Consider the following 24,644-nt stretch of genomic DNA (forward strand, 5'->3'; position numbering starts at 1 on the left):
ACCACGAAAGCTTGTGGGCGGTAGCGTTTAGAAGTCTTCCCATTCCTTCAGAGCTGCGTTACCATTGTACGCACTGCTCAGCGGTCTTCCCAGTATGCGGGCGGTAGATGCGGCGGCTCGCGATTTTGACGATACGGGCTGTTGTGAATACCTTTCCAACGAACCATATTCGGCGAGCTTGAAACGAGATAAAAGTTCGTTGAGAGCAGCCGCTTCTTTTGCCAGGCTGTGGCTTGCGGCAGTGGATTCCTCCACCATCGCAGCATTCTGCTGAGTCCCCTGGTCCATCGTGTTCACAGCGGTGTTGATTTCCTGCAAGCCCACCGATTGCTCACGGGCAGATTCTACGATCGCCGAGACGTGGCGGTTGATTTCCTGAACTTCACTCACGATCGTCTGAAGAGACGTACCTGTTTCCGCAACAAGCTGAACCCCATTTTTAACCTGCTCACCGGATGACACAATCAGAGCTTTGATCTCTTTCGCAGCCTGTGCAGAACGCTGGGCGAGTTCACGGACTTCCTGGGCGACAACTGCAAAACCCTTTCCAGCTTCCCCAGCGCGTGCAGCTTCAACACCCGCGTTCAGGGCAAGAAGATTGGTTTGGAAAGCAATCTCGTCAATGACGCCGATAATGTTGCTGATCTCGCTCGACGACTTCTCGATCTGTTGCATAGCCGCGACGGCACTTTTGACCACTTCCCCGGATTTTTCAGCGCCTGTGCGAGCGCGTGCAACGAGGTTTCCTGCCTCTTCGGCCCGTTTGGTCGAATCCTTGACCGTCGTCGTTATTTGTTCGAGGGCAGCAGCTGTCTCTTCCACGGAGGCAGCTTGCTGTTCCGTGCGGCGCGACAGGTCGTCCGCCGCTGAACGGATCTCGTTTGCACCAGCATCGATACCCACCGCATTCTGCTTGACGGCAACGAGGGCGTCCTGCAACTTTGTGACCGCGCTGTTGAAATTGCTGCGCAGACCGTCCAAACCATCGACAAATGCGTGGTCAAGTCGGTAGCTGACATCGCCATCTGCCAAATGCTCAAGACCAGTTCCCAGCTCACGAACCGCAAATCCTGTATCGGCAGCTTCCTTAGCTTTCAGAGCTTCGCGCTCAGAACGATCTTTTTCCGACATGCTACGGTTAGCGTCTGCCTCGCCTTCGAGGCGAATACGCTCGACGGCGTTGTCTCGGAAGATCGCCACTGCAGCTGCCATTTGACCGATTTCGTCGCGCCGGCCAAGTCCGCTGATCTCGGTTGCAGTCTCTCCACCTGCCAGAGCGTTCATCCGTTCCCGCAGCTTCTCGATCGGGCCCGTGATCCCGCGCGACGAGATAAACAAAGCAGCAATGATGGAAATCCCGAAAATAATGCCGAGGACGGCGAGAGTATTATGCACCGTTGAATCCGTCTTCGCTGACAGTGCAGCACTCCTGGTGGAAACAGTTTTTGTGCTCGCATCTATCCAATTACGAACATCCTTGACAGCATTTCCAATCATGGCGTCAGCCAAAGCCAATTGCTCGAATGCTTCTTTGTCTTGGCTATTAGAACCAAAGGCCACCGCCTTCGCTGTCACTTTGAGAATTTCGGTGTATTGTTTGCGGAAGGCATCGAGTTGAGCGGCTTGCTCAGGGATCATCTTTTCTGTTTCATCCAAACGCGCCAAGAGACGCCCCGAGCTTTCCTCGTAATCGGCTTTTGCAGCCGCGAACGCAGGCGTTGAGACATCATATGCGACAATCTGGTAAGCATCGTAGCCGATCGCCATCAAGCGTTGGCTTGAGCGGGCCATGCCGATCAATGCACCGTTATCTCGTTCGATGAAAGTCGAATATTCCTCGTCGGCCTGTTGTAAACTGTTGGAGAGGGTCAAAGCCCCTCCTATTCCGATAACGCAGATCGGGATGATGACAGACAGAATTTTGGTTTTGATTTTCACATTTTCAAGAATGGACATGACAGCCTCAACGCAGCTACCCAATCCATCTGGATAGACTAGACTCAGTGGAGCATGCCTTCATAGCCTGCCGTATCGGAATACAGATCCATAAACTCTATCCATTTCTAATCAATTAAACCGTAAAGCAAGCTATATTTATGCAAATGCTCTAATATCTCCAGGTTTTCTAGTCGTCACACTGTTAGCCAGTACCTCATGCTTCAAAAATCGGATAGTGAAGCTCCCGTACTCAGCTCGGAGCAGTTGTCCAAAATGAATTTTGGCGCGTAATCCTCCTGTGAAACTACCGAGCGTCTAAATTTTTCCTGCAAGTTACCGTGAATTAAGCTTTTTCGCTTTTGCTTGCGACACAAACCCTGCGAGCGAGTGTAATGAGATCCTATCCAATACCTGACGACGACGTAAAGCGGATCGAGGTGCTGGATACTTTCGCGCTGATGGACACGGCGCCTGAGCGTGAATACGACCACATAATACAGATGGCGTCGCGGATATTTGATGTGCCGACGGTTTTGATCTCGTTGGTGCATCGGGATCGGCAATTTTTCAAAGCTCGGGTCGGTCTCAATGTCTGCGGAACGAGCCGAGACGTTTCATTTTGTACTTTCGCAATTATGGAATCTAAAGTCTTTGTGATCCCGGATGCATCGAAGGACCCCCGCTTTCAGTCGAATCCGTTAGTTACCGGGCATCCAAACATTCGGTTCTACGCCGGGGCGCCACTCATCTCCTCGGAAGGTCACGCGCTTGGAAGCTTATGCTTGATCGATCAAAAGCCGAGAGAAAGGTTTTCGGATCGTGACCGGCGAGTACTTCAAGACCTTGCAGAAATGGCGCTCGAAAGAATGGAATTGCGCAGGCTTCAACGTGATAGCGAGACTAGCCGCAATAGATTCATCAGCATCACATCTACGTCTCCAGACGCCATCATCTGCGCAAACGGCAAGAACCAGATCACGTCATGGAATGCATCTGCGGAACACATTTTTGGTTATTCTGCAGATGAAGCGCTTGGGAAGCCGCTCGACATTATCATGCCGGCCGCGATGCGCGCCAGACACGGGGCGGGTCTCGCCAGAGTATCTTCCGGCGGACCCGCCCGGATCATAGGGACCTCTGTCAATTTGACGGCAAGGCGCCGTGACGGGTCCGACGTCCCAATAGAGCTCTCCCTATCGCAGTGGAGCGAGGCAGGAGAGCCGCAGTTTGGTGCCATCATTCGCGACATTTCGAGCCGTTTGGAAGCAGTTAAGCAGCTAAAACATGCTGCCGAATACGACCACCTTACTGGTCTCTCAAGTAGATCAAGCTTGAAGCGGGGTCTTCAGGACGCCTTTGATAACCAAGGGACAGCAGCGCTTCTACTGATTGATCTGGATGGCTTTAAAGATGTAAACGACACGCTTGGACACTCCGCTGGAGATTTTGTTCTTAAGGTTATAGCCCGTCGTCTCCGTGAAACCGTTCCTGCCGACCAAATGGTAGCTAGGCTGGGCGGGGACGAGTTTGTTGTTCTGATGTCAGGATCAGTGGATCCTCTGAAATCCAGAGAGCTTGCCTCAAAGCTCATCTCGGTAATTGAAGAACCTATAGAGTTCGACAACGATCCCATTTACATTGGAGCAAGCATCGGCATCTCTCTCAAATCGGGTTCTGAAGACGACAGTGAGCAGATGCTTGGGAACGCAGATATGGCTCTTTATCAAGCCAAGGCTGACGGTCGCCACCTCATCCGTGTTTTCACCCCTGAGCTCCGTCAAACGGCTTTAAAAAAAGGAATGCTTAGCTTCTCGATCCGGCAAGCTTGGGAAAATCGGGAGTTTGAGCTTTATTACCAGCCTCAGATCAAACTCAGTGATGGAAGCATTGCGGGTGCAGAAGCGTTAATAAGATGGAACCATCCGACCCATGGTATCGTCTCGCCCGCTGCCTTCTTGCCCGTTTTGGAAACGAGCCTTCTTGCTGTTCCGGTGGGCGAATGGATATTGCGGACGGCATGTGAGCAAGCAGCGCTTTGGCGGAACTCTGGTTACGAGAATTTTAGGATCGGCGTCAATCTGTTTGCTGCTCAGTTCCGAACACGAGATTTCGCGAAGACGGTCGAGGCTGCGCTTTCCGACAGCCACTTACCGGCTACGGCGCTGGAGTTGGAGATAACTGAAAATATAATTCTGCGAAATGAACAGCGAATTATGGAGCCCCTACGTCATCTTCGGTCGATCGGCGTTGGAATTGCGTTTGATGACTTCGGAACTGGCTTCGCGTCATTAAGCCTGTTAAAGGCGTATCCGGTCACGCGCTTGAAAATCGATCGGTCATTTGTAAGCGGCGCTGACCGCAACAAAAAAGATGAAGCTATCGTTGAAGCCGTTACCAAGCTTGCTCAAGGATTCAATCTTGAAGTGATCGCCGAAGGCATTGAGACCGTTGCACAGGAACAACTGATGCGGCAGTATTCATGCAATGAGGGACAGGGTTATCTCTACGGGCGCCCTACGACCGCGAGTGATTTCACTAAACGATACGCGCAGGTTGCTTCGACCCAAACTATGTTACGTCGTTACGAGTCAATTTGAACCGCGCCGGGTTTGCCGGAGGCCATTTCGTTTGAGTTATGCGGCCATGCTCGGCTTCGTGATCCAGCACCATACGAATGGCACGTTGACGGACTTCAGGTGAAAACTTGTTCGTTGTCTTGCTCATGATGACTCCACTTTTCTTAGAAGTTGGAGCCTCCGGTAAACCCGGCGCGTGTGTGGATGCCCCCGGTTTGGCAAGAAGATTTTTTTGAAGGCTGTCTGCGAACGAGGAATTCTATCGGTCGTGTGTCAGGCCTCTCGATGTGGCCTGATTAGCCACGGGCCGGGATGCAGTTCGAAGAATAGGGGCCACATCGGTTCAGAGAGCTTTTTGCTCGAGCGCCGGGACTGGTTTACCCCATTCTGAACATTGAAGTCCTTTCCGCATCGTTCCGTCAGTCGATCTTCCTACCGGGGCTTTTGGCCCCAGGCATCACCGCATTGCCTTTCGAGAAAGGCAGCGGATTACGCCATTCTGTAATTCTGCTCCCTGGTCATCATTGCCCATATGATGCGCGCCATCTTGTTGGCGAGCGCGACAGCCGCCACCATCCGCGGCTTTCGTCCAAGAATTGCTCCAAGCCAGTTGTCCGGTAACACGCCCTTGCGCACTATCCAGCGGATCAGGCTCATGGCTCCGACGATGAGGAGCTTTCGGATGTCGGTCTGCCCCATCTTGCTGACACCGCCCAGTCGTGTCTTGCCACCCGTTGAGTGTTGCCTGGGCACAAGGCCGAGCCAAGCAGCAAAGTTCCGGCCGCTCTTGAATGCACGAAGATCGGGAGCAAACGCGAGGATCGCGCCGGCGGTTACGGGGCCGACGCCGGGAACGGTGCAAAGTCGACGCATATCTTCATTCGCCTTGGTTGCGTCTCGAAGCTTCAGCATCAGGCCGTCGATCTTCTCGGTCAGCAGCTTGATCTGGTCCAGGTAAAGCGCACCAATCTCTCTGACTGCCGCAGGGAGATCATTTGTCTCATCGGCCAGAATGCCCACAACCGCAGTGAGGTTGGCTGGTCCTTGAGCAACGACGATCCCGAATTCGCCGAGGTGCCCACGCAACGCATTGATGAGCTGGGTGCGCTGGCGCACGAAGCACTGGCGCGTTCGAAACGCCACCGCGCGCGCCTGATGTTCAGCGCTCTTGACCTCGACATAATGCATGTTCGGTCGCTGTGCAGCCTCAGCGATCGCTGCTGCATCGGCTGCGTCGTTCTTCTGCCGTTTGACAAATGGCTTCACGTAGATCGGTGGAATTAGCCGTACATTATGGCCACAGCCTTGAGCAAAGCGGCCCCAGAAATGGCTGGTGGCACAGGCCTCCATCGCGACGATGCACGGCGACTGCTCATTCAAAAGTTGCTGTAATCGAGCTCGCGAGAGAAGCCGGTTGAATAGAACCGCGCCGCCGCGATCCGTTCCGCAGACTTGGAAGCTTCGCTTCGCGAGGTCGATCGCAAGGATATGCACCTGTGTCATCTGCCTTTCCTCCGTGAGCGCCACCATGGCGCTGGGCAGGCATCATACTCCGATGCCGGCCGGAGGGGACATCCACCCCATCAGTTCATATCGTCGAGATGGTGAAGTCGCTTGGCGTTCCGATCGTTGCCGGAGGCGTCGAACGTGCGGATCGAGCTGAATACCTCAGCAACAGGCATGTCGACTTCGGGCAGGGCTGGCTGTTCAGTCGCGCCATGTCGCGAGCTGAATTCGTTTCGTATGTCGCGAAGTCCAGCCACTAGAGCTCATCTGTTGCCGCTTCCTGACCGGACTTACGCTCCCGAGTGTCAAGCGCTAGGCGTGGAAAATGGGTTTGAGCGACACTCGCTGCGGATCGGCCGTTCGAAGCCTGGGGTTTCGTCGAACCGTGGCCGCCTTATGTTATTTCCCGCTCAATCCAAACGCATTCGAGCGATTGTCCTGCCGCTTGGATCATCGATTTCGACCGATGCGCCAATCTCGCCGCCGTGACTTGCAAGGAACAATGCAACAGCGAACCTGACGGCTGCTCGCGCAGATGCCTGATCGCGTTCGTCTATCTCGTCCTCTGCAAGCACGCGTCTGTTTCTGTCGCGAACACGAAAACGATACTTGGGCACGATCGTAACCTCAGCATGTTGATCGAAGACCACTGCCGAACTCAATAGTGCATCTGGAGTTGCGCCATCTTTTACTCGCCTGGTTCCCCACGTGTATCGCTACCGTTACGGTTCGTAATCCAGCGCGATAACGGCTTGCATGGATGCCAACCCCGTATCACGCTCGCTGAAAGCGCAACGGTTCCCCCTATCGTCGCCTCCCATGACCTGCCGGGCGATGACTTTGCCCACAAGGGGACTAAGCGAGCCCAGGCCGCGTGCACCTTGGGCTTGTCCGGACGCGCCAAACCCGGCGACATCGATATCGGTGGTTGAGGAACCAAACTCTGCACACAGCGTAATCTGGGCACCGCATCATTAGATGCGTCACGACGGGAATTTAAAATGCATACGACCAAACTCTCGGAAGCCGAGATCGTCATGGCTTCGAGCCTTCTGACCGCGATGGGCAATAGGAAGCGTATGCTGATCCTCGACGTCCTCAGTCGAAGCGAAACGTCCGTGGGGAAACTGGCAGTCATGCTGGACATGGGACAGTCGGCCTTGTCTCAGCACCTGGCCGTTCTCAAGAGAGCGGATCTTGTGCAGACCCGACGCGACGGGTACACGATCTACTACAGATGTGATTCTCCGGAGGTCAGGATGATTCTGGCTAAACTGTATGACGTATTTGAAATCGTCGTTCCTTCTCCGCACACCGCGGAAACGGCGAGCGAGACCTCAGCCACGATATGAGTTCGACAAGGGGCGTAAGGATGTCAGAGTGCCTACTTACCGTGCTTCGAGCCTTTCGTTATCGGCTTCGCGGACTAAATCCAAATCTGACTATATAAAGATTGACGTATGGATGCTCTGGTCAACAATCTCAGACTGCGAGACCTGAACGGAACCTTCTGACTGCTTCTGAATTAGAAGCTGCAGCAGACACGGCTCCACCTCCCCCGGTCATCCTGTGTCTGCTTAAATTAGAAAGCCCTTGCCACGGCTCCCGGCAAGGGCTTTTTCTTTGGGTCGAGGCAGAGCTCCTGCGAAGCCTCAGCGCCTATCCCAAAGGTCTGCGACTTCGGCATGCGATCTGACAGACTCGATCCCGATCAAGTCGCCTGCCGGAAAACGATGCTCACTGCCGTCCTGGCTCACCAGGTAAAGACCGTCCGGCGATAGCATCACCATCGAGCATAAGAACACGCGCTCTACATCGTCTTCGAAGACTTTCACGATGTAGGTGTTGATCATGTATGTACCTTGGTCTCTGTGGGTTGCTACACTTAGTCTGAAGACCGGGAAAAAACGAGTCTCGCCCGTCAGACAGGCTTATGATTAGACTAGACGAATATGCTCTCTACAGCGGCTTCAGTAGCAGGATCAGATTTCCGGGCATGACCCGGACGACCTTTTGAGCGTCAAGCAGCCGGACAGCGTCCAGGACTGCTTCCGGGTCGAAGCCCAGGTCTATGAGCGTCGCACCAACCGAAAAGATAGCGACATTATCGCCAGGCTTTAATCCAAGGTTACGCAAGCGCTCTAGGACGGCTTCCACGCACTCCATGGTCAATCCCGCTCGAATTTAGGAGCCCAACCTCGGGAGGCACCACGGCTAAGGAATGTCGAAGCGACGAGTAATTGGTCGTGATAGAATCTGGCGTCCATAAGGATGGCGGCGAGAGCGGCACGAGCATCGCCGCCGTAGGCTGCGAGGACAGCTTCGGCAAGAGCGGTTTCGGTGGGATCGGAGTAGACGGGATCGCTTCGAACTGACATCTCGCACCTAGTCAGGATGGGCTATGTTCTGGTTATGTTCTTTCCCGTGACATGAGTCAACCACTACTGTCTTATGATGCGCTCGACCTGCCCCACAACTCTGCGGCAATCGTGCGGTCCATACGAGAAATGGCCGTACCCTGAGGAAAATTTGACATCTTGATCAATCCTTTTTGACGAAGGGAACTAGCAAAAAGGGTTGGAAGCTGCCACGTATAGCGATGCCTGTTTTAAGCCGTAATAATGTCCAGTCTCACGGTAGCGGTTCGCGTACCATGATGTTCGCGCACGGGTTTGGGTGCGACCAGAACATGTGGCGCTTTGTAGCGCCCGCCTTCGAGGACGATTTCCGCACAGTCCTGTTCGACCACGTGGGCGCGGGACAGTCAGACCTCTCTTCCTACGACAGCGACAAGTACGCCTCGTTGGAAGGCTACGCCGACGATGTTGTCGGAATCGGCCGCGAACTCGGCCTGAAGAACGCGGTCTTCGTCGGCCATTCCGTCAGCGCGATGATCGGGGTCATGGCTTCGTTGAAGGCACAGGACCTATTCGACATGCTGATCCTGGTCTGTCCTTCGCCGCGGTATATCAACGATGGCGAATACGTCGGGGGGTTCAAGGCAGCCGAAATCGACGAACTGCTGGAATCGCTCGACGACAACCATCTGGGGTGGTCGGCCGCCATGGCCCCGGCGATCATGGGCAATCCGGAACGGCCGGAACTCGGGCAGGAACTGACGAACTCGTTCTGCCGGACTGACCCGGAGATCGCCAAGGCGTTCGCGAGGGTGACCTTTACCTCCGACAACCGCGCGGACCTTCCCAAGGTCAAGGCGAGGACGATCATCCTCCAGTGTCGTGACGACATCATCGCCTCCGAGGAGGTCGGTGAATACGTACACCGAATGGTTCCGGGCAGCGAGCTGGTGATGCTTGATGCGAGCGGCCACTGCCCGAATCTCAGCGCTCCTGACGAGGTTATCTCGGCGATCAGGTGTTTTGTCTGATGACGGCGGCAGATACAGCCAGACCGACATCGACGGAAGACCTGGACGACCTCTACGAGAACGCCTCATGCGGATACCTGTCGCTTCAGCCTGACGGGCGTATCGTCAAGGTCAACAGGACGCTGGCCCTTTGGTTGGACATCCCTGCGGAAGAACTCCTTGGAAAGCGCCTCCGCGACCTCCTGAACATGGCGGGGCGTATCTTCTACGAAACGCATTTCGCGCCGCTCCTTCGTATGCAGGGATTCTTCAACGAAGTTGCCCTCGACCTGATCACTGCCGATGGCAAGAAGCTCCCCGTCCTTGCAAATGCGCTGGAGCGCCGAGACGACGCGGGCAAGCTGATATTCACACGCGTGACGCTGTTTCAGGCTGTCGAGCGTCGTCGGTACGAGCGTGAACTCGTCGAGGCGCGGGTCGCCTCCGATGCGGCGGGTGCCGCCATCAAAACGGAACTGGATACGGAACGAAAGAATTCCGAACTCAGGGAGCAGTTTATCGCCATCCTTGGGCATGACCTCCGCAACCCTCTCGCTTCCATGAGCGCGGCGGTCCGTCTTCTGAGAAAAGAGACCCTGACCCCGCGCGGCGGAGGCGTTCTCGATCTCATGCAAGGCAGTGTCTCGAGGATGTCGGGGCTGATCGACAACGTGCTCGATTTCGCGCGTGTCCGCCTTGGCAGTGGCCTGGTTCTCGCAACTCAGATGCAGCCGCTCGAGCCAGTGGTACGTCAGGTTTTGGACGAGCTTCGTGCCGCCCACCCAGAGCGCGACCTGGAAACGGTTTTCAGCATCGAGGACGATATCGAATTCGACGCGAGCCGGATCGCGCAGCTCGTGTCCAACCTCGTCGCCAACGCGTTGTCACATGGAAAGCCTGACGAGCCCGTCCGGCTCTCCGCGTCCGTTTCCGATGGTCACCTTGAACTCTGGATCGCGAACGGCGGCGTCCCGATCCCGACCGACGCACAGCTCAACCTGTTCGAGCCATTCTTCCGAGGCGACCGGAACGGTAGCCAGGAGGGCCTGGGCCTTGGACTGCACATCTCCTCGGAGATTGCGCGGGCTCATGGTGGAGTGTTGAACGTGGCATCAGACGACAAAGAGACCCGTTTCACCTTCACGATGCCGACGACACGAGAGAAGCCTGACATCCCGCTGGAGCCCGGCAACGAATAAACCCTAGGCTTTGTGGAACGCAAAACTTGTTGGCGGCTTTCTGTACATGGACAAAGAAACCTTCGCATCGCTGCCGCAACCCATAGCTCTCGTCGTTGACGACGAACCCCTCATTCGTATGGACACGGCAGACATTGTGGCTGATGCGGGCTATCACGTCATAGAAGCGTCAACCGCCGATGAAGCCTATAAATTCCTCAAGAAGCACAGCTCGCTCATGCTCCTGTTCACCGACATCCAGATGCCAGGAAATTTGGGCGGCCTTGACCTCGCCAAATACGTAGGCGAGCAGTGGCCACATATTAGCGTCATTGTCGCCTCCGGTGCTATCATCCCGCCGTTGGGTGCGCTACCGGATACCGCAAAGTTTCTGAGCAAGCCGCTCAACCAGCGGCTAGTGCTGGATACGCTTCAGGAGCTTTGCCCTATTGCATGATCGGCACGACTTAATCATTGCATCTTTTTTGGATAGCTCGCTAAGGAGCCTAATCTCATCAGTCTGCCCGTGTGGGCAACGGCAGTCGATCTCCACGTCTCCTATTGGCGAGAAGGGGAAGACCGCAGCCGCTTCAAAACGGACAAGCCAGGGTGTGCAGTTGTCCGGCTCATGTGGCGACTGTCATCCTCATGATGCGATATATTTTTGCGGGCAGTAGGATTGCGTAAGTTAGCAGGTAACGGCGATCCTAAGTCGACTCCGTGGTCGGATGCCATGAAGTGAACAGGCTGGACTGAAATTTTTGCCGTGTGGTGAGGCAACTGCGCAACTGCGAACTTCCGCTACGAGAATAGATTGGAAACGCTGAACGACTCTTATCGGAACCCTAACGGCGAACGCGGCGTCTGGTGGCCGATAATTTGGAGAACAGCAGGATGAGCATCGGTAAACCACGAGGGCGCGCTCTGACCGTGTTCCACCTCTGCACTGAATCGAGAAGTAAGGCCCGCACCGCGCAGTATGCCCGTATCGTCAAAAGCCAGAGATGCGATCTCGGTGTCCGCCAGCTTTATCTTTCCCGCAACGGAGCGCTCGGTGATGACGATCCTGGTTCCGACAAAATCCAACCGGATCTCGGAACGTCCGTGGGAGGTCACCGACGACGTCTGCGGTCGCAACGTCAAGAAGGTCGGCCTTGTATGCCACAGCAGATCATGTCTGCTTCTGGTGAGATTTTAGAATGAATTCTATGACCGACTTGGAAGCGCGAATCGGGAATCATTTCCTCTTGCTCGCCTTGGTGTAGCCGGACGTCAGAACTGCTACTTTGTGAGGGTGCAGTTGATCGAGACCTGGACAATCGCCTCGCTGATGTCGCGATGATTTTCGGACGGCCTAGTGGCGGCCACACTCAACATTGCGCACTGTGTCAAGCCATTAAATCATCAGCGCTAACCGCATCAACGAGGAATTCGAGGACTGTCCTGACGCGGAGCGGGATGTTTCTGCGGGACGGATAGACCACATGGATGGGCAGTCGGGCCGGCGGGAAGTCGGGGATCAGCCAAATCAACCGGCCGGACGCTACATCCTGGTCAGCGAGAATATGCGAAAGCATTGCCAGTCCGCCTCCGGCCAGGGCTGCCCGATGAACAGCCATGGAACTGTTGGCGATGAGACGCGGCGTGACGCGCACCTGGAGTTTGTCTGCGCCGTTGGAAAACGACCAGGACCGCCCGTCTCCGCCACGGCTGTAGCAGATGCAGTCGTGGCCGATGATCTCTTCCGGCGTGCGGGGAGGCTGGCGTCTCACAAGGTAGGAAGGGGCCGCCACCAGACAGGCCGTCGTCCAGCCGATGCGCCGGCAGATCAGGCTGCTTTCGCCAACCACCCCGAGGCGCACCTCGACGTCGATCGCCTCGCCTACCAGATCGGAAGGGCTTTCGCGGAAAATCAGCTCGACAATCAGGTTCGGATGGGCATCCAGAAGCGCTGGGAGACGGTCGCTGATATAGAGGCCGAGCGGCGCCGGTAGGCTCAGCCTGACCTTTCCGGATACAGGCCCACTCTTTGCACAATCGGTATCTCCTAACGCTTCCACTGCTGCGATTACACCCAGCGCCATCGTCACCATCTTCTCGCCCTCAACGGTCAGCGCGATCGCGTTTGTGGTGCGGTGAAGAAGACGCGTGTTCAGATGCGCTTCGAGTGCTGAAACCTGTCTGGATACGGCCGGCTGGGTCAAGCCGAGGTCGAAGGCCGCCGCTGAGAATGAGTTGGTTTCGACCACGGGCAGAAACGTTCTCAACGCCGATACGATGTCCATCCGGTCCCCCATACTTCTAGACATAAAGCTTATGTCCGCAGCTTATGCGGGAAGTGCTTGCACGTCCAGCTATTAAGGATACTGTGAGTCCACGAGGACATTCAATATCCTTAATAGGAAAACGAGACATGCCCCAGCGCCTGAACTACGCACAGCAATCGCCGGAGCTTTTCAAAAAGCTCATGGAACTGACAGCCGCCATGAACGGGGGCGTCATCGAACAGCAAATCCATGACCTCGTGCACATCCGTGCCTCGCAGATGAACGGCTGCGCCTTCTGCCTCGACATGCATGTCAAGGAAGCCAAGATCCACGGCGAGAGCGAGCTGCGCCTTTACCACGTCGCCATCTGGCGGGAATCCAACCTGTTCATTCCCCGCGAGCGTGCAGCACTTGCCTGGACCGAAGCCGTCACGAAGCTACCGGAAGGTGGCATTCCCGACGACCTCTACGAGCGCGTCCGCGGCCAGCTTTCGGAGAAGGAAATCAGCGAATTGACCTTCTCGATCATGACCATCAACGCTTGGAAGCGCGCCAGCATCGCTTTTAAGGTCGTGCCCGGATCTCCGACAAAGCCTACGGCCTCGACAAAGTCGGCCTAAACTAACCCATCCCTTGCAGCCAACCTCAATCATCAACGCGGCACATCGTGTCCGCGAACGGAGAAGACTTATGAAGATCGTTATCATCGGCGGAACCGGCCTGATCGGTTCAAAGACTGTCGAGCGCCTCCGCCGCCTCGGCCATGAAGTGATTGCCGCATCCCCCAACACCGGCGTCAACACGATCACCGGAGAAGGGCTTACCGAGGCCCTCGAAGGCACGGAAGTCGTTATCGACCTCGCCAATTCGCCGTCCTTCGAAGACAAGGCCGTCATGGACTTCTTCGAGATCTCGGGGCGCACCCTTTTGGCCGCCGAGAAGATCGCTGGCGTCAAGCATCACATCGCGCTCTCCGTCGTCGGCACCGAGCGGCTTCAGGAAAGCGGCTATTTCCGCGCCAAGCTTGCCCAGGAGACGCTGATCAAGGCGTCGGGCATGCCCTACACCATCGTCCAACCGACGCAGTTCATGGAATTCCTCGGCGGCATTGCCCAGTTGGGAACGGTGGGCGACAGCGTCCACCTGTCTCCTGCCTTTGTGCAGCCGATCGCCTCCGACGAAGTCGCGGACGCCATGACCGACGTGGCGCTTGCCGCACCCGTCAGCGGCACCATCGAAATCGCAGGACCGGAGCGGTCAAGGTTGTCCGATCTCGTCGCCCGCTATCTGAAAGCTACCGGAGATGTCCGCACGGTCGTACCGGATACGGAGGCCCGCTATTTTGGCGCCCGGCTGGAGGATGGCTCGCTAGTCTCGGACAACGGTCCGCGTCTCGGCAAGATCACCTTCGAACAGTGGTTCCCCACATCCGCCCGCAAGTGAGCAATCCTGGCCTGCGCGGTGGTCGTGCGGGCGCAAACCACCAACGGAGTTTCCCATGATCAAATCAGTTTTCTCAGCCCTCGCGCTTATCGCCATGACGATCGGCACGGTCTCGGCTCATGACAGCGCCAGTGGCGATGCCTCAAAGGTGACGCTTGTCTACGAACATGCGCTGCCGAATGTTCCGGGCAAGAGCATCAGGGGCGTTCTTGTGGAATATGGTCCCGGTGGGTTTTCCGAAGCCCATACCCATCCGCAATCGGCCTTCATCTACGCCACGGTCCTGGAAGGCTCGATCCGCAGCCAGGTCAATGGCGGCCCGGTCAAGACCTATCGCGCAGGCGAAAGCTTTTCCGAGATGCCGGGTGACCGTCACGGCGTCAGCGAAAACGGCAGCAAGTCATAGAAAGCAAAGCTACTGGCGGAGTTCGTGGTCGATACCGACCAGAAGGACCTGACCTTCCCCATCAACAAGTAAGGTCTTCAGGGCCGGGTACCGCCAGCGGTTCCCGGCCTCGTCGTCCTGCGACAGCGGAGACCGACCATGCTAGAAGATCCCTCTTTCATTCCGCTTCTTTCCGTGAACCTGCTCGGCCTCTGCGGGATCATCGTCTGGCACCTGCAGGGTCGCAATCGCCCCAAGGCGAGGTTGATCATTCAGATCGGGTTCTTTGCCGCAATGACCGGCATGCTGGGGCTCGGCGGCATTCTGCCTTATCGGGCTGGAACGCCCCAAGCTCCAGATATGCCGGCTTTTCTGGCGACCTCCGCGCGAGTGCTCTGGTGGACCCATCTTGCATGGTCGATGATCGGCGCTGTGCGCACTACCGTCCTCGACCGTCGGCCAAGCGAGGCGCGGCTGCTGCAGGACCTGATGGTTGCCGTGGTCTATGTAGGTGTGTCGCTCTCAATCCTCGGTTTCGTCTTCGGCGCACCGGTCGGCACACTCGTTGCAACCTCCGGCGCAGTGGCCGTCATCCTCGGCCTTGCCCTGCAGAACACGTTGGGCGACGTCTTCTCAGGGGTTGCCCTGACAATCGGGCGACCCTTCGGCATCGGTGACTGGATCCAGCTTGCCGACGGCACGGAAGGACGCGTCATCGAGAACAACTGGCGCTCGACGCAATTGCTGACCAGCGCGCACAATGTCGTCGTCTTGTCGAACAGCATCCTTGCCAAGGTCGCGCTCACCAATCTGACCCGGCCGGACGAGACGCATCTCATCACCCTGAGCGTGCGGATCGCGTCGATCCACCAGCCGAGCCTTGTTGAGGAGGTCATGAGGACGGTTCTTGGGTCCTGCGGAAGTATCGTCAGGCAGGCCGTGGCAGTCGTTGCATTGAAATCCATCGACGCGGTGGCTATCGAAGTGGAACTGCAGTTCCGCATCGCCGACCCCCTGCACCGGACAGCGGCCAGAAACGACGTCATCAATCTCGTTCACCAGCATTGCAGGGAGAGTGGCCTCCAACTGGCCATGCCGCAAAGCTATTTTTACCCGCTTCCATCCCTGCCGGAGAGTGCGGATACAGGCGGGCTGCCGCAGGCGCGATCAGCCGGCGCGATCCATCACCCACTCAAAGGTCTTGCCCCAGATATCGGCGCGGACCTCCTGTGACAGAGTTTCTACCAGACTGGACAGCCGCACGCTGCGCAACTTGCTGCGCCACGCCTCGTCAGCTTCCCACATGATGCGCGCGACGGCGCAGGGGCTGGTGTCGCAGAAGCCGGCGGGTCGGCAGGGATTGTTGGCCCTGATATTGTTGCAGACGAAGGTGCGTGACTTTCCCTCGACGGCTTCGACGATGTCGAGAACCGTCAAATCATCGGGTGACCGCGCCAACCGGTACCCGCCGGAAGGCCCAAGCGTCGTATGGACGAGGCCTGCCTGTGACAGGCTCTGTAATGCCTTGGAGAGATACTCCTTCGGCAGTCCGTGAAATTCGGCAAGCGCCTTGGTCGACAGATAGCGCCCTTCGGGCAGAGCCGCGAGGATGGCACAACAGTGCAGCGCCCACTCGACCTGGCTTTTTAAGATCATCAATTCGTTCCGCAGTGTACAGCGTGATAGCTATTAAGGACACATGGTATCCCTATTTCTGTCTGCTGTAAATGGAGGCGACAGGAGAGCGTTCGTGAGGACGATGCGGATGCGCTTCCATCCGACCAGCATGATTTGCGAGAAAACGAGCTCGCCGTCGTGGCCGTCTGCATTTGGTGACGCGCTCAGATTGCGGCAACGTCCGAATTGAAGGCGCGAAGCTGCCGGGAGCCCTATGGCCGCCTAGTCGCAACGTGAGGTCGGACAGCCGAAACTAACTTCGCCAGCCCGCCAAGTTGACGATACTCGGCCACTTCCGGATCGAGGCTCAAGCGGTCGTCTGCGCGCTGGGGTGAAACAGACTAGGGGTGAGTCCGGGCAACCTGATTCCAGGTTCACACGGGCGTGCCAAGTACTTCATGCTACACGTGCCCCAGATACCGCATCAATGCAGCATCTGGAAGGTCGAGCGGATGTCCGACACAAGGTTGTCAGGCGCCTCGAGCGCTGCGAAGTGCCCGCCGCGCGGATGTTCACCGAAGTGGATCAGGTTGCTGAAGCGGCTTTCGGCCCATCTTTGAGACAGACGGACCTGTTCGCCTGCGAACATGCTGATTCCGGTCGGTGTCGGCATCTTCGCCTGTGGCATCCCGCCCTTTCGCATGGCCTGCATGCCTTCCCAGTAGAGGCGAGCCGAGCTCGCGCCCGCGTTGGGCAACCAGTAAAGCATGATGTCGTCGATGATCTCATCCAGCGAGAAGACGGCTTCGGGATTGCCGCCGCTGTCGGAGACATCCTGGAACAGCGCGTAGATGAACGCTGCCAGACCGACGGGTGAATCCGAAAGGCCAAAAGCCACCGACTGTGGCCGCGTGCCCATCAGCTTCATGTAGCCTGAATACTCCGCGTCATAGCGTCCGGCGGCTTGAAGCATCGCTTTTTCCTCCGGCGAGGCCTGCGCGATTTCCGCTTCGGTCGGTTGGAAGGGCACGAAGTTTAAGTGAATGCCGGCCAGTCCAGGTGGACACATGTGGCCGAGCGTCAGCGTCACCAGTGCGCCCCAGTCTCCCCCCTGGGCAGCCCATGTCTCGTAGCCCAGCCGCATCATCAACGCCGCCCAAGCGGACGCGATGCGCGTGGTATCCCAGCCCGGCTCGTCAGGTTTTCCCGAAAATCCGAAGCCCGGCATCGACGGTATGATCAGATGAAAGGCATCCTTGGCCGTGCCGCCATGCGCCGTGGGGTTGACCAGCGGGTCGATCACGTGGCGGAATTCTAAAACGGAGCCAGGCCAGCCATGCGTCATCAACAAGGGCATCGCGTCGGCGTGTTGCGATCGGATATGCAGGAAGTGGATGTCGATGCCGTCGATTTCCGTGCGGCTTTGCCCCAGTGAATTCAGCAGCGCTTCGCACCGCCGCCAGTCATAGGCAGTTCGCCAATGGTTCACCAAGGACTGGATCTTGGCGAGCGGCGGACCTTGTCTCCCGTCTTCGACAGGAGAGGTATCCGGCCAGCGCGTCCGTTCGAGCCGGTCTGCGAGATCATCGAGTTCGCGTTGCGGAATCTCGAGCGTGAAGGGTCTAACAAAGGTGTGCATGATGGTATCCGTTCAATGAGTGTTAGACCAATCCGGAAATCATCGTCCTGATGTCCGTCCAGTCGGTTTTGCCGTAGCGCGCGTTATCAAGCGGCGAGAGTTCGCCGCGACCGCTCATCATGTCTCGGAGATACTGCATCCCCTGCCAGGGCGGGAAAACGGCGCCATGAGAAGGAGCCAGGGTGCGGGCGATGCGGGTCACCAGCCCGAGGCGCTCAAGACCGCCCGCTCTCAGCGGACGATACGCCTTGCCTGACATTTCCGTGGCTATTGCTGCAAGTTGTAGGGGCGAGACAGTGCCGCCGGCGATCCTCAGATCGCGCGGAGCCTGGTCATCCAGGGCAGCATCAGCGGTAAACTCGGCGACATCATCCTTGGTCGTCAAGTTGAGCGGCTGATCCGCGTCGCCCCAGTACAAGACACGCTTCACCCTGGGCAGTAGGATCGGAGCATCCTCGGTCAACACCGTCGAGAACGCGCCGTTCAGCACCGAGGTCGCTCGAATGGGGGCCGCATCGAGATGACTGCGGAATCTGCGGCGCAGGTCCATGTTGCGGTTCTCGCCAGCTATGGTCTTGGTATAGTCCAGGGAGAAATCCGAGGGGATGATACGGGGAACACCTGCTTCGACCGCCGCATCGAGCAGCGCGCCCTGCTGACCGAGGATCACATCCTCCAGGCCGTTCAGCGCAGAGACCACGCAGGCGGCCCCTTCGCAGGCCACCTTGAGAGACTGCACATCGTAGCTGCTGTCTACAAGAGCAACACCCATAGCTTGCAGGCGCTGGCGCAGATCCGCCGAGGTCGCTCCGCGCACGATCACGCGCACACCGGCGCCCTTCCGAACCAGGGCTCGCGCAACCCGCTCACCGAGGTCACCCGTCGCCCCCGCCACCACCACTGTTTTGCTCTGCATCTCTTAGCCTTTCCATCGATCACGGAATGGACACATACAGCTTTCCAAAAATAATGGAACGGTACAGTTCAGTTTTAATTTTGACTGGCTTCATTTATGGTCAGAAAATGACTCATGACGAACGATACACAGCACCCCGCGTTGGTCGCCCCCGACGTGAAGAAGCAGGAGAGGTCGATGCGCGCATACTTTCGGCTGCAACCGAACTATTTCTTGAAAAGGGTGTGGCGGCCACCAGTTGCGACGCCGTGGCAGCTCGGGCTCGCGTCGGCAAGGCCAGTCTTTATTCCAGATATTCCGGCAAGGACGCTCTCTTCGAAGCCGTTGTGAAGCACGCGGTCGAAAGCACGACTTTCAAGCTGGCTATTGCGGACCATCCTGCGGGCACAGTGAAATCGAGGCTGGCATTGGTGGGAAAGGCGATCCTTTCCCAAGCGCTTTCGCCGATCCCCTTGGAATTGCTGCGCCTCTTCCTAACCGAGGCCAGACGCAGTCCTGATCTGATCAGGCAGGTCGATGATATGGCGAGAGCCAGTGTCGTCGACATGGTCGCGCGGTCGCTTGTGCAAGATAGCGCAGGCAGCGACAGACATGCAAAGGCACGGGAATTGGCAGAACGCTTTCTGGACCTGACATTCGCCCCGGTCATTCTTGCCGCTCTTTCGGGCCGCGATGCGCTAACGTCAGCAGATGCCGTGACCAGGCAGATCGAATTCGCGCTGGTGATGCTTGAGCGCCTCGGCTTCCTGGACGAGACGGCATCCGGGCAATGAGCATAGGCCGCCCGGTGATGCTCGCCTGCCTGCGGCGTATATATCAGATTGCGGGCGCTCGGCTCGCACTCCATCTCAAGACGTGCCCACGGCCGACACATAAATCGATGCCGACCATCGAAACTAGCACCTGCCGATATGGCAGACTAACGGATGCGCATCGCGTCCGATCTCTAACCAACTGTGAACGAGGTGACCTGACACTGAAGTTTGAACGTGGCGACTTCATTGTCCTGATGACTTCGTTCTGAGCTCGAAATAGGATCTCGCGCATGGTCGTCGGCAAGTAATTCAATAACGGAGATGAACTTTGCCTGGAATTGAAAGTCTCTCCTACAAATTTGATTGCAAGGTAGCTGGAAAACTGCTCAGTCTGATGTCGAACCTCGTGCGCCTAGGAATCCTGGAGCGGATCAGCCAGCAGGAGTGGGATGTGACTTCATTGGCGACCGACCTGAACCTATCACAGTCAGCGCTCGCGTAGCACCTATTTAGGCTTCGGGCAGCTAGGCTCGTGAAGACTCGCCGCTCCGCGCAACAGATCCTCTACTCGTCGGATCCGATTGCTGTGTTGTCGATGCTTGCGACTCTTTCCGGTGGGACTAGCCCGACGTGTACCGGTCCAGTATGTCCGCCGGCCTATCCGGGGCAGGAGAAGTCGCACCGAGGCTGATGCGGTATGATAGGTAGCGCTGCGGGTAACTGTTGAGCGCATTTTTCTAATTGTTGCTACGGGTGCCCTTGGCTATCGCCCCTGAGAAGCATGCGGACGGCTTGAACGACAAAGCGATCGTTGTCTCCCGCAAAGGAAATGATGCCTTTAATCTGTAAGGCATCTGCCCGGATTCATGGACAGTGGACTGCATCCAGTTGATGAAGTTGTCAGGGTCCATCGGCTCTCGCTCCACAAGCGGGAAAGCTGGTGATATGGTCGTCGTTCTCGTGATCGGGATCCTCATCGAGGAAGTTCGGCTTAACTTCCATAATCCGGTCAAGATCAAGAGCGCAGCTATCAAGCAGGCTTGCAGTGTCGACATCATATGGCTCCGACCTCACGACGCTGGCAGCCGGGTTTTGGAGCGCCGCCTCCACGGGTAAGGAGCCGGGCGAGCGCCGGCCTTATCTGCGTTTCCTGGCAGACCGGTCCGTAAATATGGGCTACACTGAAAATGACGACATTGCCACCAGCCGCACCATCGTTCTAGCTCAGGAAACGGTTTGCTTCCTGTGATGCTTTTTCAAATTCGCGTCGCGCTTGTTCGAGCGTTGCTCGATTAGCGAGAGCCGCCTTGCATGTCAGACGTGCCCGGATGAAATGACGTCCAGCCATCGTGGGCCAGCCTTCCGTGAGAAGGGCCAGAGCTTCAAAAGGACCCCCTACGTTCTGCAGGCCTACACCAGGTATCGCTACGGTTACCGGTTTCTCCCAATACAATTTTTGCATGTTCTCCTCCCTGGATAACGAAGATAAAATCTAGGGCGTGGGGACCGCATGTCCATCGCTGTCCTTCATTCTTTTGAGCCTGATGAATACGATGCGGACCGTCGTCACCGTAGACTGCAGATACTGACCGGCGTGAGACTAGCTGAGCGGACACCATACCGGGATTCCAGCATTGTACCTAAGGACGCCATATCAAGTTGATCAGTACTGGGAGTCCGTGGCCCAAGATCTGGCTGAGGGGCTGAGGAATGACTTTTCGTGCTCAAAGCAAAAGCGCCGACGACCGCTTCATGAAGCAAGCCTTGCTCGTTTCGCAACAAGCTCTCCCGGCCTGTCTTCCTAATCCACCCGTCGGTTGCGTTTTGGTGCGTGGAGGCGCGGTATTGAGAAGGCTACACCCACGCGCGGGGCCAGTTTCACGCCGAAGCTCACGCACTCAGCCAGACCGATTGTCGCTTGGACGGTGTAACTGCTTATGTCACGCTGGAACCCTGCTCCTTTCGTGGAAAAACTCCGTCCTGCGCTCTGATGCTTGTTGAAGCCCGCCGATCACTTCGCCGGAACGGGAGCGGACTCGAACGGCAAGATAGGTGCAGACCGGCAGGTGGCCCGCCGGAATACCGCGATGTGGATCACTTTTTTCCATAATGAGGATCCTTGGCTATGTCGTCGGAGCGGACGACGCCCTCGCCGTTGAAGGTCGGCCAAAAATTCTCGGTGTTGAGCGGGATAGGGAATTTTGAGAAGTGCTCACGTGGCACACCAGCGAGAAAGTAGAGCACATAGCTTCACCCTTCTCCTTGAGGACGTTGTAGATGAAGGCGCCAAACTGAGCGCCCGTCAGAGCAACGCCTGCTTCTGTCACCTTTTCGACCAGCTTTTCAGGTCAAGCTCGGCGGCGATGTAGCTCCCGAGCTTGTTGAGGACGCCAAGAAGCCGCGTCTCGCGACGCAGGGCATTCGCGGCGGCATGTTGTTCAGTCACGTCGTGGCCTTGGATGAAGATGCCAACCGCATGACCTTCGTTCGCCACTACCGGCTGGAAGACGAAGTCGACGATCCGGTTCTCCATCACCCCGTCGCGCTCCAGCCGCACGACGGAGCCGCGACCATGGTACGGGGACGCCGTCTCCAGGACGTCGTCGAGATGCTCCCGGTAGCCCTGCCGCTTCAATTCCGGCAGCGCCTTCATAAGCTTCTCGCCGATGACCGCGTCACGTTTTTTGCCGATGAAGCGCAAATAAGAGTCGTTCGCCATCTCGAAGGTGTGCTCCGGTCCCGCAAGCAGCGCCATGAAGCCGGGGGCCTGCTCGAACATCCGCATCAGGCGGGCCTGCTCCCCACGGAGCCGTACCTCGGCCTTCACCTTGTCCGTAGTTTCCACTACCACCGCCATGACCCCACAAGGCCTACCGCTCTTGTCGATGATGGGCGAGTAGTCGAGATTCATCCAGACCTGCTCGGGCCGACCAGTCCTATGCAGGGTTAGCTCTTAGTCAGTGTACGCAAGGGTGCGGCCGGAGAGGACGACATTCATGACGTTGTCGTTGAAGTCGGCGACCTCTGGCCATCCTTCACGGACCTTTGAGCCCAGGAGCTGCGGATGCCGCCCACCGGCGAAAACCGAATACGCGTCGTTATGGATCATCACGCCATCGTCGTACCAGAGGGTCAAGAACCGACGACAGAAGCATCAGCGCAACAACCGTGCGGATCGTTTGCGGCCACGTCTCGACCGTTCCAACAGACGTGGAGCCCCAGTCAAAAGACGCGATAAGATGGGCAAGCTCGCCTTCATGGGCGAAAAAATTGAACGCGTCGTTCATCAGCGGACCGTTCTGTTCCATCGCCAAGTATTACACTTGTACTCCATTCAAATCTGCTACCTAGACGTTACGAGGCATTGCAGTCACCGTATTAGCACGTTCAACCGAAGATCCTGTTTGGCCAGGATATATTGCGTCTCGAACGCAATGTGTCGTATGAGCTGAGTTTTCACAGACGGTCGATCGTATGTCGGTACGCTGAGCTCAACCAGCGTCTTGATTCCGCTAGAGAAAACAAACAGCTGTGTTTCAATTCTTTTGGGCTTGGCTGTACCTCAAACCCCCGTTCAACGACTGTTAACTGTACGGCGAGAAACAGACCTGGCTAGAGGAATGACACTATCGTCGAGTAAATTCTCTTGATCACTTCCGGCGATCTCGCGAAATCGAATCGAGCGGATGTTCGATCGGATCACGCAGTTCCGTCGTGTTGCTACCCGATATGACAAGACCTAAAAATGTTTCGATGGCTTCCTCGCCCTGGTCGCCGCAAAAAAATATGGTTGCCATACTTTGTCAACAGGACGAAGTCGCTTGGTCTTGGCCACGAGGACGTTACAAGGCCAATGAAACACAAGGAGGCGGCCAATCATAGCCGCCCCCTTCCCTATCATTCAGGGCACGAGAGCGACGATGCTCAAGCCGCTGGAGCGTGCCGCCTGATCGATGGCTGCTTTGGGATCAACTATATCGACGGTTTGCACTTCGACCTTGTTAAGGTCGACAAGTCCGGCTTCAACCAGTCGCCATATTTCGGCCATCGTCTGGGAACGATACATCCGCGAACCCTTGATAGTTAGGCGGCGACGCAGGACATCACCATAAGAAATCGGCACATCACAGCGTGTCCCTCCCATCATGATGATGGTGCCTTCATCGCGTAAGGAGCCAAGTGCGGCAAGAAAGGCATCGGCGTTTTCGACCTTCCCGGCGGCGTCGATGACGACATGCGGTGGTGCAATCGCAGCGATCGCATCGGTGTCTGCAGCGATATCGCCGGAGAGGCGAACAGTTGACACACGGGCATCAAGATCAGCCAGGCGCTGCAGCGCTGCCTCGTTGCGACCCACGGCAATGACCCGCGAAGCGCCGCGGGCCAGTGCCACCAGTACGGCCGCGCCGCCCATCTGCCCCGTCGCCCCGAGAACGGCGACGACATCGCCGGGACGCTGCCCGGACTGGATAACGCCCTCACCAGCTATTCCTAACCATGTAAGGAACGCCAACCGAGCGGTGTCGCCATGTGGCACGTCTCCAGGCAGGCGAGTGACGGCTGCGGCGGGCATCACCACTTTTTGAGCCATTGTTCCGTGACGCCACTGATCACGCATTACCTCGACAGCTTTGGTTTCGATGCCCCTGCCGCCGATTTCTCCTAATCCCATCAGGACATCTTCCGGGAACTCACGATCGCCGCTTTCGACAAGGCTGTCGAGCACCACCAGATCACCGCGAGAGAACGAGTAAACATCATCCGCAATTTCTCTCACCACGCCAACGCCACCCGCTCCAAGGATTAGCGGCACTGGCAATGGGATCTCCGTGCTATCGACCATAGCGGTCAGGTAAGCCGGAACATGGACGGCCAGTACGTCAACGACAACGCTGCCAGGGCGAAGAGATGGATCAGGGCGATCCTCACAGCGCAGGGGACTATCAAGCGACTCTTTGTACCAGGCTTTCATAAACTTTCCTTTAAACGCTTCACCTATGCGTGTGCCCGAGGTGATAGTTGACACACTGGAACCAATAGCTACAACCTCAACTATG

The 24,644-nt window shown here is 57.0% G+C and carries 22 protein-coding genes and 3 pseudogenes; 14 read left to right on the forward strand and 11 right to left on the reverse strand.

Translation table 11 applies throughout. The annotated features are described in order from the left end of the window. Nucleotides 1–27 precede the first annotated feature (27 nt). Nucleotides 28–1,956, reverse strand: a complete 1,929-nt coding sequence (locus tag AC0JZ8_RS01865; RefSeq protein ID WP_471891520.1) for a methyl-accepting chemotaxis protein — start codon at nt 1,954–1,956, stop codon at nt 28–30. Between the two features lie 374 nt (nt 1,957–2,330). On the opposite strand from AC0JZ8_RS01865, the gene AC0JZ8_RS01870 reads away from it, so the two are divergent. Then, on the forward strand, nt 2,331–4,535 hold the full coding sequence (locus AC0JZ8_RS01870; protein WP_471891521.1) for a sensor domain-containing phosphodiesterase: 2,205 nt from the start codon (nt 2,331–2,333) through the stop codon (nt 4,533–4,535). Between the two features lie 468 nt (nt 4,536–5,003). Here the strand turns inward: AC0JZ8_RS01870 and AC0JZ8_RS01875 are convergent, their stop codons facing one another. After that, the gene (locus AC0JZ8_RS01875) at nt 5,004–6,017 is read right to left on the reverse strand and encodes an IS110 family RNA-guided transposase (protein WP_471891522.1); all 1,014 of its coding nucleotides are present in this window, start codon (nt 6,015–6,017) and stop codon (nt 5,004–5,006) included. Nucleotides 6,018–6,115: 98 nt separating this feature from the next. Here AC0JZ8_RS01875 and AC0JZ8_RS01880 point away from each other — a divergent pair, with 98 nt between their 5' ends. After that, a complete protein-coding gene (locus tag AC0JZ8_RS01880) occupies nt 6,116–6,280 on the forward strand; it encodes a hypothetical protein (RefSeq protein ID WP_471891523.1) in 165 nt (54 codons plus the stop codon). Between the two features lie 741 nt (nt 6,281–7,021). Continuing rightward, the gene (locus tag AC0JZ8_RS01885; protein WP_471891524.1) at nt 7,022–7,372 is read left to right on the forward strand and encodes an ArsR/SmtB family transcription factor; all 351 of its coding nucleotides are present in this window, start codon (nt 7,022–7,024) and stop codon (nt 7,370–7,372) included. A gap of 300 nt (nt 7,373–7,672) precedes the next feature. On the opposite strand, the gene AC0JZ8_RS01890 is transcribed toward AC0JZ8_RS01885, so the two are convergent. Next, nucleotides 7,673–7,873 carry a hypothetical protein gene (locus tag AC0JZ8_RS01890; protein ID WP_471891525.1) on the reverse strand — a complete coding sequence of 67 codons (201 nt, stop codon included), beginning with the start codon at nt 7,871–7,873 and terminating at the stop codon, nt 7,673–7,675. Between the two features lie 746 nt (nt 7,874–8,619). Between AC0JZ8_RS01890 and AC0JZ8_RS01895 the strand changes: the two genes are divergently transcribed. From AC0JZ8_RS01895 to AC0JZ8_RS01910, 4 genes are all read left to right on the forward strand, one after another. Then, on the forward strand, nt 8,620–9,408 hold the full coding sequence (locus AC0JZ8_RS01895) for an alpha/beta fold hydrolase (protein WP_471891526.1): 789 nt from the start codon (nt 8,620–8,622) through the stop codon (nt 9,406–9,408). Then, entirely contained in the window at nt 9,408–10,586 is a 1,179-nt protein-coding gene (locus AC0JZ8_RS01900) for a PAS domain-containing sensor histidine kinase (protein WP_471891527.1), read from the forward strand. The genes AC0JZ8_RS01895 and AC0JZ8_RS01900 overlap by 1 nt, the downstream gene beginning before the upstream one ends. Nucleotides 10,587–10,632: 46 nt before the next feature. Beyond that, complete coding sequence (locus tag AC0JZ8_RS01905) at nt 10,633–11,022, forward strand: response regulator (protein WP_471891528.1); 390 nt, start codon at nt 10,633–10,635, stop codon at nt 11,020–11,022. A gap of 600 nt (nt 11,023–11,622) precedes the next feature. Beyond that, nucleotides 11,623–11,763, forward strand: a complete 141-nt coding sequence (locus tag AC0JZ8_RS01910) for a hypothetical protein (RefSeq protein ID WP_471891529.1) — start codon at nt 11,623–11,625, stop codon at nt 11,761–11,763. A 190-nt stretch (nt 11,764–11,953) separates the two neighbouring features. Here the strand turns inward: AC0JZ8_RS01910 and AC0JZ8_RS01915 are convergent, their stop codons facing one another. Continuing rightward, nucleotides 11,954–12,850: a LysR family transcriptional regulator gene (locus tag AC0JZ8_RS01915; protein WP_471891530.1), complete on the reverse strand. Its 897-nt coding sequence runs from the start codon at nt 12,848–12,850 to the stop codon at nt 11,954–11,956. 128 nt (nt 12,851–12,978) lie between these two features. Between AC0JZ8_RS01915 and AC0JZ8_RS01920 the strand changes: the two are divergent. The 4 genes and pseudogenes from AC0JZ8_RS01920 to AC0JZ8_RS01935 all read left to right on the forward strand — a co-directional run bounded on the left by AC0JZ8_RS01920 (nt 12,979) and on the right by AC0JZ8_RS01935 (nt 15,893). Continuing rightward, nucleotides 12,979–13,457 (forward strand): annotated as a pseudogene (locus tag AC0JZ8_RS01920) (carboxymuconolactone decarboxylase family protein). Between the two features lie 65 nt (nt 13,458–13,522). Further along, nucleotides 13,523–14,275, forward strand: a complete 753-nt coding sequence (locus AC0JZ8_RS01925; RefSeq protein WP_471891531.1) for an SDR family oxidoreductase — start codon at nt 13,523–13,525, stop codon at nt 14,273–14,275. Between the two features lie 55 nt (nt 14,276–14,330). Beyond that, nucleotides 14,331–14,753, forward strand: a pseudogene (locus AC0JZ8_RS01930) (cupin domain-containing protein). Between the two features lie 66 nt (nt 14,754–14,819). Beyond that, entirely contained in the window at nt 14,820–15,893 is a 1,074-nt protein-coding gene (locus AC0JZ8_RS01935; protein WP_471891532.1) for a mechanosensitive ion channel family protein, read from the forward strand. On the opposite strand, the gene AC0JZ8_RS01940 is transcribed toward AC0JZ8_RS01935, so the two are convergent. The 3 genes from AC0JZ8_RS01940 to AC0JZ8_RS01950 form a co-directional block, all read right to left on the reverse strand. Further along, nucleotides 15,828–16,316, reverse strand: a complete 489-nt coding sequence (locus AC0JZ8_RS01940; protein ID WP_471891533.1) for an RrF2 family transcriptional regulator — start codon at nt 16,314–16,316, stop codon at nt 15,828–15,830. The genes AC0JZ8_RS01935 and AC0JZ8_RS01940 overlap by 66 nt on opposite strands. A 445-nt stretch (nt 16,317–16,761) precedes the next feature. Continuing rightward, entirely contained in the window at nt 16,762–17,916 is a 1,155-nt protein-coding gene (locus AC0JZ8_RS01945) for an epoxide hydrolase family protein (RefSeq protein ID WP_471891534.1), read from the reverse strand. Between the two features lie 22 nt (nt 17,917–17,938). Next, complete coding sequence (locus AC0JZ8_RS01950; RefSeq protein WP_471891535.1) at nt 17,939–18,832, reverse strand: NmrA family NAD(P)-binding protein; 894 nt, start codon at nt 18,830–18,832, stop codon at nt 17,939–17,941. Nucleotides 18,833–18,858: 26 nt separating this feature from the next. Between AC0JZ8_RS01950 and AC0JZ8_RS01955 the strand changes: the two genes are divergently transcribed. Next, complete coding sequence (locus AC0JZ8_RS01955; protein ID WP_471891536.1) at nt 18,859–19,605, forward strand: TetR/AcrR family transcriptional regulator; 747 nt, start codon at nt 18,859–18,861, stop codon at nt 19,603–19,605. A 1,027-nt stretch (nt 19,606–20,632) separates the two neighbouring features. Beyond that, a complete protein-coding gene (locus tag AC0JZ8_RS01960) occupies nt 20,633–20,836 on the forward strand; it encodes a hypothetical protein (RefSeq protein WP_471891782.1) in 204 nt (67 codons plus the stop codon). Here the strand turns inward: AC0JZ8_RS01960 and AC0JZ8_RS01965 are convergent. From AC0JZ8_RS01965 to AC0JZ8_RS01975, 3 genes are all read right to left on the reverse strand, one after another. Beyond that, nucleotides 20,807–21,049: a DUF982 domain-containing protein gene (locus tag AC0JZ8_RS01965; protein WP_471891537.1), complete on the reverse strand. Its 243-nt coding sequence runs from the start codon at nt 21,047–21,049 to the stop codon at nt 20,807–20,809. The genes AC0JZ8_RS01960 and AC0JZ8_RS01965 overlap by 30 nt on opposite strands. Before the next feature lie 861 nt (nt 21,050–21,910). Then, the gene (locus AC0JZ8_RS01970; RefSeq protein ID WP_471891538.1) at nt 21,911–22,498 is read right to left on the reverse strand and encodes a PAS domain-containing protein; all 588 of its coding nucleotides are present in this window, start codon (nt 22,496–22,498) and stop codon (nt 21,911–21,913) included. 187 nt (nt 22,499–22,685) lie between these two features. Continuing rightward, nucleotides 22,686–22,901 carry a hypothetical protein gene (locus AC0JZ8_RS01975; protein WP_471891539.1) on the reverse strand — a complete coding sequence of 72 codons (216 nt, stop codon included), beginning with the start codon at nt 22,899–22,901 and terminating at the stop codon, nt 22,686–22,688. A 354-nt stretch (nt 22,902–23,255) separates the two neighbouring features. On the opposite strand from AC0JZ8_RS01975, the pseudogene AC0JZ8_RS01980 reads away from it, so the two are divergent. Then, nucleotides 23,256–23,401, forward strand: a pseudogene (locus AC0JZ8_RS01980) (IS5 family transposase); the annotation flags it as partial. Nucleotides 23,402–23,488: 87 nt separating this feature from the next. On the opposite strand, the gene AC0JZ8_RS01985 reads toward AC0JZ8_RS01980, so the two are convergent. After that, a complete protein-coding gene (locus tag AC0JZ8_RS01985) occupies nt 23,489–24,559 on the reverse strand; it encodes a zinc-binding dehydrogenase (RefSeq protein WP_471891540.1) in 1,071 nt (356 codons plus the stop codon). Nucleotides 24,560–24,644: the final 85 nt, after the last annotated feature.

The sequence above is a fragment of the Velazquezella soli genome, assembly GCF_977018685.1.

Bases quoted from the DNA above. Each gene is read 5' to 3' on its own strand.
- AC0JZ8_RS01945 (WP_471891534.1), bottom strand. From the start codon at position 17,916: ATGCACACCTTTGTTAGACCCTTCACGCTCGAGATTCCGCAACGCGAA.
- AC0JZ8_RS01885 (WP_471891524.1), top strand. From the start codon at position 7,022: ATGCATACGACCAAACTCTCGGAAGCCGAGATCGTCATGGCTTCGAGC.
- AC0JZ8_RS01900 (WP_471891527.1), top strand. From the start codon at position 9,408: ATGACGGCGGCAGATACAGCCAGACCGACATCGACGGAAGACCTGGAC.
- AC0JZ8_RS01965 (WP_471891537.1), bottom strand. From the start codon at position 21,049: ATGCAAAAATTGTATTGGGAGAAACCGGTAACCGTAGCGATACCTGGT.
- AC0JZ8_RS01865 (WP_471891520.1), bottom strand. From the start codon at position 1,956: ATGTCCATTCTTGAAAATGTGAAAATCAAAACCAAAATTCTGTCTGTC.
- AC0JZ8_RS01925 (WP_471891531.1), top strand. From the start codon at position 13,523: ATGAAGATCGTTATCATCGGCGGAACCGGCCTGATCGGTTCAAAGACT.
- AC0JZ8_RS01875 (WP_471891522.1), bottom strand. From the start codon at position 6,017: ATGACACAGGTGCATATCCTTGCGATCGACCTCGCGAAGCGAAGCTTC.
- AC0JZ8_RS01955 (WP_471891536.1), top strand. From the start codon at position 18,859: ATGGACACATACAGCTTTCCAAAAATAATGGAACGGTACAGTTCAGTT.
- AC0JZ8_RS01880 (WP_471891523.1), top strand. From the start codon at position 6,116: ATGGTGAAGTCGCTTGGCGTTCCGATCGTTGCCGGAGGCGTCGAACGT.
- AC0JZ8_RS01890 (WP_471891525.1), bottom strand. From the start codon at position 7,873: ATGATCAACACCTACATCGTGAAAGTCTTCGAAGACGATGTAGAGCGC.
- AC0JZ8_RS01905 (WP_471891528.1), top strand. From the start codon at position 10,633: ATGGACAAAGAAACCTTCGCATCGCTGCCGCAACCCATAGCTCTCGTC.
- AC0JZ8_RS01870 (WP_471891521.1), top strand. From the start codon at position 2,331: ATGAGATCCTATCCAATACCTGACGACGACGTAAAGCGGATCGAGGTG.
- AC0JZ8_RS01985 (WP_471891540.1), bottom strand. From the start codon at position 24,559: ATGAAAGCCTGGTACAAAGAGTCGCTTGATAGTCCCCTGCGCTGTGAG.
- AC0JZ8_RS01950 (WP_471891535.1), bottom strand. From the start codon at position 18,832: ATGCAGAGCAAAACAGTGGTGGTGGCGGGGGCGACGGGTGACCTCGGT.
- AC0JZ8_RS01970 (WP_471891538.1), bottom strand. From the start codon at position 22,498: ATGAATCTCGACTACTCGCCCATCATCGACAAGAGCGGTAGGCCTTGT.
- AC0JZ8_RS01910 (WP_471891529.1), top strand. From the start codon at position 11,623: ATGACGATCCTGGTTCCGACAAAATCCAACCGGATCTCGGAACGTCCG.
- AC0JZ8_RS01895 (WP_471891526.1), top strand. From the start codon at position 8,620: ATGCCTGTTTTAAGCCGTAATAATGTCCAGTCTCACGGTAGCGGTTCG.
- AC0JZ8_RS01940 (WP_471891533.1), bottom strand. From the start codon at position 16,316: ATGATCTTAAAAAGCCAGGTCGAGTGGGCGCTGCACTGTTGTGCCATC.
- AC0JZ8_RS01915 (WP_471891530.1), bottom strand. From the start codon at position 12,850: ATGGACATCGTATCGGCGTTGAGAACGTTTCTGCCCGTGGTCGAAACC.
- AC0JZ8_RS01935 (WP_471891532.1), top strand. From the start codon at position 14,820: ATGCTAGAAGATCCCTCTTTCATTCCGCTTCTTTCCGTGAACCTGCTC.